Raw genomic sequence first — 8,621 nt, forward strand, 5'->3', positions numbered from 1 at the left:
AGCGTTCACAGTGGCGACGGGATCCTAAGCTGAAACTGCGCCCCCTGTGACGGTTGCGACACCACCGTTAATTCCCCCCCTAAATTATTGGCCGCCGCTTTGGCGATGGCCAACCCCAAGCCAACGCCACCGGTTTTGCTGTTGCGGCTTTTGTCTACGCGGGAAAATGGCAGAAAAATCAATTGTTGATCCGCTGGCGCAATGCCGTGGCCATCGTCGCTAACGGTGATGATGGTGACGCTTTGGCGTTGCTCGGCGTGCAGCGTTACCACGGTATTGGCGTAGCGCAGCGCGTTGTTGATCACGTTATCCAGCACCAGGCGCAAGTGCAGTGGCGAACTGTGCAGCTGCAAGGCGGCGGGGATGGACTGCTGTAATCCCACCTTATCGCTGGTGGCGTAGTGCGGCAGTCGCGCCTGGATAAATTCCAACAAATTGAACGACTGCGGCGCGGCTGGGTGGTAGCCATTGTGTAAGCGAGAAAACAGCAGCACCTGCTCGCTGAGCTGAGCTAAATCGTCAACGTAGCTGTCGATGTTGTCCAGCAGCTCGGGCTGGGCATGGGGTTGCAACCCCAGCTGGGCTTGGCGTTGCCCTTGGCGCAGTAAGCCCACCGTTAATTGAATGCGCGCTAATGGGGTACGCATTTCGTGGGGAACCGCTTGGGCAAAGATCTGGCTTTGGCTAACGGTTTCGCTGATCTGATCCGCCATGGTGTTGAAGTGACTCGCCAGCGTATTGAGCGGCGCGGGGATCGATTCATCGGCACGGGCGCTCAGCTGCCCTTGGCCAAAGGCTTGTTGGGTGGCCATCAACCGCTGGATCTGCTGCTGCAGTTGCCGAATGGGCAGATACAGCATGGTGCCAAGCACCAGCAACGCCACCAAGATCAGCATAACGGGGATCAGCTTATCCGGATCTTCAAACCAGCGAAGATCATCAATGCCCAGTTCAAATTCAACGTTATCGCGGATCAGCACATAGCCGCTGCCACTGGGGTGCAGCGCTTGCAAACGGTCGTCGTCAAACTGATACACCGTTACCCCATTAAGCTGGGCGACTTGCTGGCAGTGCTGGCACGGTGGGGTGTTGGCAGGCAGCCACTGCACCTGAAATTGCGGCAGTTCGGGCAACTGATGTTGATGCAAATAGTGCTGTGGCGAGAGATGCTGCAGCTGAGCTTCGGATTCAACTAAGCGCATCACCCCATGGGTGTCGCGCACAAAATCGTTGATGTCGTCTTGGGCGAAAAAGCTGTCGCTTAACCACAACACCAGTAACACGCTAACCAGCAACGCCAGCACAATGCTGCCATACAGGCGAGCAAACAGAGAGAGCCGCAATTTAGCCATTAACCAGCATGTACCCTTTGTTGCGAATGGTGAGGATCACTTGGTAGGGCGGGTGGGCGTCATTCAGTTTTTTACGCAAACTGCTGATCCGCATATCCACCGAGCGATCATGGCTGTCGTATTGGATCCCCCGCAGGGCTTGGCAGCAGTGCTCGCGGCTCACCACTTGGCCGACATGATCGGTCAGCAGTTGCATCATCTCAAACTCGGCGTCGGTCAAGGTGATGGTGTGATCGTGATAACGCACCGCCTTGTGTTGCGGTTGCAGTTGCCAGGTTTGGGTTGGCGCTTGGCTGCGCCGCAACAGCGCCTCAATGCGAGCCACCAACAGGTGCGGCTTGATTGGCTTGGTAAGGTAATCGTCGGCACCGAGTTTCAACAAACTGACTTCGCTCATCTCATCGGCACAGGCGGTGAGCACCAGAATTGGCGCGTGGTAGAACTGCCGAGCTTGCTGGCACACCTCGACGCCGCTCAGTTTCGGCAACATCAGATCAAGGATCATCAACTGAGGCGGGCACTGTCGCAATGCCGCTAAGGCTTGTTCACCATCTTCAACCACATCGCACTGATAGCCTTCGGCGTGCAGATACATCGCGGTGAGGTTGGCGATCTCTAGGTCGTCTTCAACAATCAATAATCGAGCTTTGGCCACGGCAGTTACAAGCAAGGGGAAAGAAGCTGGTTATAGTACAAAGGCTAAGGGCGGAAACCTAGAGCGCTTACATACGCTTACTTTGGCCACGGCTTGCTTACGTTCGCTTACCCCGTTAGCCAAGCCGCTGCGGCACACTGAACAACCTGTTTTAGTGACCGAGTGATCTTATGCGTAATGCCCTTATTGCCGTGGCGGTGGTTGCCAGCCTAAGCCTGATTGGCTGCAATTCTGATTCCAGCAGCACCCCAACGGTGCCAGACAATGGCACGCCTCCAACGGTGCCAGACAACGGCACCGCCTTGCCAGAGCCCACATTGGCGCTGGGGATTGGTGCGGTGCCGCAAGCCCTAGCCGAGACCTACACCAAAGCGTTGAAATTTAACCGCCACACCAAGGTGGCAAGCGCCGATGGTGGTGCCATTCATATTGTGGCGCAGGATCAACTCAGCGATAACCAGATAGTGCGAGTTCGCAATGTACTGCAGCATTATTTGGCGCCATACCCCGGCTCTGAATACGGGGCCAATAAGGACGCGATTGGCAATAAAATGGCCGAAAACGGCGCCATCTTACTGCTGTTGAACGGCAGCGACGACGGCACCAACCCCGCGGCGGAACTTGATGGCCAGCCGCTGTATCACGATGAGATCCAAGTGGAAGGTGGGCCGTGGTATACCGCGCAAAACTATGAACATCGTGATGCCACCTTCGAAGAGATCCTGCATTTGGTGCACGATTACGGCATCGGGGTTGATCAAAACGCCAGTTTTGCGGGGGTGTTGCCAGAGTACCAAGCGGAGATCCGCGCCGCGCAAATTGAGGCCTTAAACGACAACCGTTGGGGCATTGGTTCGCAAGATTGGATTGATGAATTAACGGCAGAGAACAGCTTGTCTCAAGAGTATTTAGCGTCGCTGATTGATGCCTATTACGGCCTGTGGGGCGCGTGGGACGAAAGCAGCGATCACAGCATGTGGGGGCTCTATTACGGCAAAACCCGCGAGCAATTACCGCAAAGCGATCCACAAGGTTGGGCGCTGATGCAGGCTAAGTTGTTTCACCCATACCTAACCTATAACGCCCGCATTGATGCCAGCTTTAGCGGCGATTTTAGCCTGCGATTTGATGCCTCTAAGCCCTACACCCATCATGCCCAATACCTGCAAGACATCACCCTAACCGGCAGCAACCCAGTGAATGTGGTGGTAAACCAAAGGAACAACCACATCAGCGGCAACGACGGCAGCAACACGGTGTTGTTTTCAGGCAGTTCCGCGCAATACCAGTGGCAAACCGACAGCAATGGCGTGACCACCGTTGAAGACATGGTGGATAACCGCGACGGCGTTAACCGGCTGCAAGCCATCGAACAGTTAGGCTTTACCGACACCGTTGTTACCTTGTAAGGCGTAAAGGCGGCGGTGTGGTGGCTTCGTCGGTCGGGGTTTATCCAAACGATGGCCACATACCCGGTGATAATTGGCGGTGATGATTGTGATGATTGTGGTGATGTGGCGGTGAGAATTTGTAGGTCCCGTTAGCCGCTGTTTGGCGTAACGTGACACCGCCACCGTGCACACCATGCCGCGCCGTTGTTCGATTATCCGCGTCGTTGTTCGATTATCCGCACCATTGTTCGATTACGCCTGCGGCTAATCAAACCTACAACCCACCTTGTCGGTCGGGGGGGTATCCAAACGATGGCCGCGCCCCCTGCGAGGATTGGCGGCGATGATTGTGGTGATGTGGCGGTGAGAATTTGTAGGTCCCGTTAGCCGCTCTTTGGCGTAACGTGACACCGCCACCGTGCACGCCACGCCGTTGTTTGATTACCCGCGCCGTTGTTCGATTACGCCCGCGGCTAATCAAACCTACAACCCACCTTGTTGGTCGGGGTTTAGCCCGACGATGGCCGCGCCTCCTGTGAGGATTGGCGGCGATGATTGTGGTGATGTGGTGATGTGGTGATGTGGTGATGTGGCGGTGAGAATTTGTAGGTCACGTTAGCCGCTGTTTGGCGTAACGTGACAGCGCCAACCGTGCACGCCACGCCGCACCGTTGTTCGATTACCCGCGCCGTTGTTCGATTACGCCTGCGGCTAATCAAACCTACAACCAACCTCGTAGGTCGGGGGTTATCCAAACGATGGCCACATGCCCTGTGATGATTGGCGGCGATGATTGTGGTGATGTGGCGGTGAGAATTTGTAGGTCCCGTTAGTCGCTCTTTGGCGTAACGTGACACCGCCACCGTGCACACCATGCCGCGCCGTTGTTCGATTATCCGCGTCGTTGTTCGATTATCCGCACCATTGTTCGATTACGCCTGCGGCTAATCAAACCTACAACCCACCTTGTCGGTCGGGGGGGTATCCAAACGATGGCCGCGCCCCCTGCGAGGATTGGCGGCGATGATTGTGGTGATGTGGCGGTGAGAATTTGTAGGTCCCGTTAGCCGCTGTTTGGCGTAACGTGACAGCGCCAACCGTGCACGCCACGCCGCACCGTTGTTCGATTTCCCGCACCGTAGTTCGATTACGCCTGCGGCTAATCAAACCTACAACCCACCTTGTTGGTCGGGGGTTATCCAAACGATGGCCGCGCCCCCTGCGAGGATTGGCGGTGATGATTGCGGTGATGTGGCGGTGAGAATTTGTAGGTCACGTTAGCCGCTGTTTGGCGTAACGTGACAACGCCAACCGTGCACGCCACGCCGCGCCGTTGTTCGATTGCCCGCACCGTTATTCGATTATCCGCACCATTGTTCGATTACGCCTGCGGCTAATCAAACCTACAACCGGCCTTGTCGGTCGGGGTTTAGCCAAATCTACGAAAAAGACCCTCACCGCAAGGCGAGGGGCTTTGGTTTTTTATGGCGCTTGAGGGCTCTTAGCCTTAGGCGAAGATCACCATGTAAAGGTAACCGGCGGCCATCGCCATCGACAGAATCACGGCCAAGAAGGCGGCAATCATCTGATTCTTAAAGATCGATTTCAGCAGAATGACTTCGGTTAAGCTGGCACCGGCGCTGCCGATGATCAACGCCATGACCGAACCTAACGCCATCCCCTTTTTCACCAATGCGGCACTCAGTGGAATAACCGCTTCGGCGCGAATGTACAGCGGAATACCAATCACTGCCGCCACAGGAATGGCGTACCACACCCCATCACCGGCGTATTGGGCAATCAAATCGGTGGGGATAAAGCCGTAGATGAACGAGCCCAAGGTGATCCCCAGCAACAAGTAAGGCAGCACCTGCTTAAAGTCTTTCCAAGTGGCGTCCCAGATCTTGAGCCAGCGGTTACGCTCTGGTGCTGGGGTGGCTGCTGCGCTGTCGCCACAGGCCGTGGGCGTGCTGTCGTTGCAATCGCTTTTCGGCTTGGGATCGCTGCCACAGCAACTGCTGGCAACGGGCGCAGGTTTGGCTTCGCCGCTGCAACAGCTGCTTGCCGCTGGGGCAGGCGTGCTGGCACCACAGCCACTGCTTTGGCCATCTTGGTAGGCTTCTGCACGCACATAGCGTTCAAAGCCGAGCTTTTCTAACAGGTAACCGGCGCTGATGGACACCGCCAAAGCAACCACAAAGTAGAACGCCGCCACCTCAATGCCAAAGGTCACCACAAACAGGCCGATGATCACCGGATTCAGCAACGGGCTAGAGAACAGAAACACCATCATCGGCCCAAATCCGGCGCGAGCCCGCAGCAGCCCTTTTAAAAATGGGATGGTCGAGCAGGAACAGAACGGGGTGATGGATCCCAGCAGCGCGGCAATCACATAGCCCTTGCCATTGCGGGAGCTTAAGATCGATTGCACCTTGGCGGGGGTGATGAACACTTGCAGCACCCCCACGAGGTAGCTGATCACCAAAAACAGGATGGTTAGCTCAACCGCCAAAAAGGCAAACATGCCTAAGGCTTCTTCAAGCATGGATAAAAATTCAGGGCTCATAACGCCTCCACAAGAGAATGCTTCATTTCGATATTTGTCGAATTATATAGATGCACACTTATTCGTCAACTACATTTCTAAAATTATCGAAATGATAAATGGTGGCGACGCTGAGCGTGCATTGCTTGTGGCGCTAGCGTTGAACGGAAAGAGCGCAGGCCGTGGTGGAGCCGAGGAGCAACGGTTGAAGTCAGTGGCATACATCGATGCTTCTGCTACTATCGAATTTACTTTTGACTGACAGATTGAGGATAGCTCGATGGAGATAGACATCGCCGCCAAACGGCTGGCCGAGCTGGGGCATCCTACCCGCTTGCAGGTGTTTCGTTATCTGGTAAAGGGCGGCCGCAACGGCGTACCAGTAGGGCAGATCCAAACCGCCTTAGAGGTGCCCGGTTCTACGTTGTCACACCACATCACCAAGTTGGTGAACGTTGGCTTAGTGGTGCAGCGGCGGGAAGGCCGCACCCTCTATTGCGTGCCGCAATACGACAAATTAGAAGCCCTAGCGGCGTTTTTGCTGGAAGAGTGCTGCGTTAACCAAACCGACGCAGCGGTGGATCCGGCAGAGCAGTAAACAAGGCGCCACCCGCTTAGCGCGAGTGATCTCGAATTTGTTTTATCTGGTGCTCATCCAATTGCAGTGATTGCAAAAAACGCAGGTGATCCTCTGGCGCCATCTGTTCAAAGCGCCGATGCCATTGCTGCATATCGTGTTCGCTAAACCCCAGATCTTGCATGATGGCAACCCAACCCGCTTTATCTACCGGTGCGGCAGTTAAGCTTTGTGGCCGCTTCAACAGCATCATAATGGCGCGCTGCTGTTGCCGTAGCTGCAACACTTCGGTTTCTAGCCGCTGAAACTGACGTTGCAGCGCCTGCTCTTGCTGGTCTGCATCGCAAGTGTGCAGCAGCGGGGCTATCTCTTTGGTGCTGATCCCAAAACCACGATAGGCCAAAATCGCTTGCAGTTGCTGCTGCTGTTTAGCGCCATACCAGCGATAACCGTTGTCGCTGCGGTAAGCGGGTTGCAGCAGCCCTTGGCGCTCGTAATAGAGCACCGTGGTGCGGGAAACGCCGCAGGCCGTGGCCAGTTGAGTCACGCTTAACATCGTTGTTGTACTCTCGCTATGGTGGTTCACGCCGTTGTTGATGTTGGCTCGCTTGGCGTTCATTGCTGGCGGCGCTGATGCGATAGCCATAAGGGTATCACGGCACTGGCGATCAACACCGCCGCGCCCGCCACGGCCAATAGGTTTGGGCGTTCAGCAAACAAGAGGATCCCCAGCGCCAGCGCGTAGAGGATTTTTACATACTCTACGTTCGCCACCACATTGGCTGCTGCCCATTGATACGCACTTACCCCCAGCCACTGCGCCACAGAAGAGATCCCGCCCACCAACAGCAGTAAGGTTAACTCCGGCGGGGTTGGCCACTGCCACTGGTGCAGGCTTGGCACCAAGGCGATCAAGCCAACGGCCACCGCTTGGTAGGTAAGCAGCATTAACTTCGATTGGCTTTGCGCCAAGGCACGCACCACAATCACCGCCACCGCAGCGCCCATTGCAGCCAGTAGCCCCGCGCCAATAAAGTGCAGCTCGCCAGCGGAAAAGTTGGGCTGCACCACCATCATCACCCCCAAAAAGCCGAAACCAAGACTGAACAACCGGCTGCGGCTTAGATCTTCGCTTAGCCACAGTTTGGCAATCACCGCCACGAACAACACCTGGGTAAAGCCCAGCGCCGTGGCGTCGGCCAGCGGTAAGTTGCTGACCGAGATAAAGCTGAAATAGAACGCGACAAAGGCACCGACGATCCGCGCCAGATGCATCGACACCCGCTTAGGCTTCAGCAGTTCGGCTAAGTTGCGGCTGATGGCGGGCAGCAGCACCGCCACAAACACCAGTTGGCGAAAAAACAGAATTTGGAACGGCTCAAAGCGCTCGCTCAGCATCCGCACCAGCACGCCCACTAGTACAAACCCCAAAGTGGAACAGAGCGCCAGTGCCACCCCTTTGCCGCTGTCTGGCAGTTGCCGCCACTGGGCCTTTATCCTGTGTTGCATTGCCACCTCCTGATTCATCAAGGCGGAGAGGATCAACCCGATACGGGTAGACGGGTCAAGGGTTGGTGGCGGGGAATTCTGGCAGGCTCTTTCTTGAACGATGGGGTGTTGTGGCGATCGCACGTTGGCAAGGAAAACGGCGCTGGCATGTTGATTACAGCGGGATTCATCCTATGCCGCAACGGTTTCACTGGATTGAACGGAGTTCTTGTTCTAAGGTGCTGAAATAGTTTGGAATTACTCTTGTTTGCGTAATATGGCAACGAAGATAGGATGCCAAGCGTTGATGTAAACAAAGTGCCAGTTGGCATCCTAATAAGCTGTTAAGTGCCAAGGAGGATACGTGGTCAATTTACCCGCTGTATGTAAAAAATGTGGATTTTCTTTCGGATCAGGCATAGTAATTGAAAATTGCACTAATAGTTCCTTTACGGGAAATAAATCTAAATGCCCTAAGTGTGGTGGTATCGCTGAAGGGCGTTGTTTCCTAAATCGTATTGAACCAATCAGCGCGACGGCGATCTGATCCTTGAACTGAGAATTCGGGACATATGCATGGGTACGTCAAAGCGCAATATCACTAACTGGAAAC

8 protein-coding genes are annotated in these 8,621 nt (G+C 55.3%); 3 read left to right on the top strand and 5 right to left on the bottom strand.

The window, feature by feature from the left end:
• Window positions 1–5: 5 nt before the first annotated feature.
• The gene (locus Q0796_RS13585) at window positions 6–1,352 is read right to left on the bottom strand and encodes a HAMP domain-containing sensor histidine kinase (RefSeq protein WP_298444138.1); all 1,347 of its coding nucleotides are present in this window, start codon (window positions 1,350–1,352) and stop codon (window positions 6–8) included.
• Window positions 1,345–2,007 (bottom strand): response regulator transcription factor, encoded by a 663-nt coding sequence (locus tag Q0796_RS13590; protein ID WP_298444139.1) that lies wholly within the window; start codon window positions 2,005–2,007, stop codon window positions 1,345–1,347. Before Q0796_RS13590 ends, Q0796_RS13585 begins: the two co-directional genes overlap by 8 nt.
• Before the next feature lie 170 nt (window positions 2,008–2,177).
• Here Q0796_RS13590 and Q0796_RS13595 point away from each other — a divergent pair, with 170 nt between their 5' ends.
• Complete coding sequence (locus Q0796_RS13595) at window positions 2,178–3,416, top strand: hypothetical protein (RefSeq protein ID WP_298444141.1); 1,239 nt, start codon at window positions 2,178–2,180, stop codon at window positions 3,414–3,416.
• Window positions 3,417–4,905: 1,489 nt separating this feature from the next.
• Here the strand turns inward: Q0796_RS13595 and Q0796_RS13600 are convergent.
• Entirely contained in the window at window positions 4,906–5,964 is a 1,059-nt protein-coding gene (locus tag Q0796_RS13600; RefSeq protein WP_298444142.1) for a permease, read from the bottom strand.
• Here Q0796_RS13600 and Q0796_RS13605 point away from each other — a divergent pair.
• Window positions 5,942–6,205, top strand: a complete 264-nt coding sequence (locus Q0796_RS13605; protein ID WP_298444143.1) for a hypothetical protein — start codon at window positions 5,942–5,944, stop codon at window positions 6,203–6,205. The genes Q0796_RS13600 and Q0796_RS13605 overlap by 23 nt on opposite strands.
• Before the next feature lie 18 nt (window positions 6,206–6,223).
• The gene (locus tag Q0796_RS13610) at window positions 6,224–6,541 is read left to right on the top strand and encodes a metalloregulator ArsR/SmtB family transcription factor (RefSeq protein WP_298444144.1); all 318 of its coding nucleotides are present in this window, start codon (window positions 6,224–6,226) and stop codon (window positions 6,539–6,541) included.
• 16 nt (window positions 6,542–6,557) lie between these two features.
• On the opposite strand, the gene Q0796_RS13615 is transcribed toward Q0796_RS13610, so the two are convergent.
• The gene (locus tag Q0796_RS13615) at window positions 6,558–7,166 is read right to left on the bottom strand and encodes a MerR family transcriptional regulator (protein WP_298444146.1); all 609 of its coding nucleotides are present in this window, start codon (window positions 7,164–7,166) and stop codon (window positions 6,558–6,560) included.
• Entirely contained in the window at window positions 7,136–8,029 is an 894-nt protein-coding gene (locus Q0796_RS13620) for a DMT family transporter (RefSeq protein WP_298444148.1), read from the bottom strand. Before Q0796_RS13620 ends, Q0796_RS13615 begins: the two co-directional genes overlap by 31 nt.
• Window positions 8,030–8,621: the final 592 nt, after the last annotated feature.

Source organism: uncultured Ferrimonas sp., assembly GCF_947489035.1.
Lineage (GTDB): Bacteria > Pseudomonadota > Gammaproteobacteria > Enterobacterales > Shewanellaceae > Ferrimonas.

Coding starts and splice junctions, on each gene's coding strand:
- Q0796_RS13610 (WP_298444144.1), top strand. CDS start 6,224: ATGGAGATAGACATCGCCGCCAAACGGCTGGCCGAGCTGGGGCATCCT.
- Q0796_RS13595 (WP_298444141.1), top strand. CDS start 2,178: ATGCGTAATGCCCTTATTGCCGTGGCGGTGGTTGCCAGCCTAAGCCTG.
- Q0796_RS13600 (WP_298444142.1), bottom strand. CDS start 5,964: ATGAGCCCTGAATTTTTATCCATGCTTGAAGAAGCCTTAGGCATGTTT.
- Q0796_RS13620 (WP_298444148.1), bottom strand. CDS start 8,029: ATGCAACACAGGATAAAGGCCCAGTGGCGGCAACTGCCAGACAGCGGC.
- Q0796_RS13585 (WP_298444138.1), bottom strand. CDS start 1,352: ATGGCTAAATTGCGGCTCTCTCTGTTTGCTCGCCTGTATGGCAGCATT.
- Q0796_RS13605 (WP_298444143.1), top strand. CDS start 5,942: ATGGATAAAAATTCAGGGCTCATAACGCCTCCACAAGAGAATGCTTCA.
- Q0796_RS13615 (WP_298444146.1), bottom strand. CDS start 7,166: ATGGCTATCGCATCAGCGCCGCCAGCAATGAACGCCAAGCGAGCCAAC.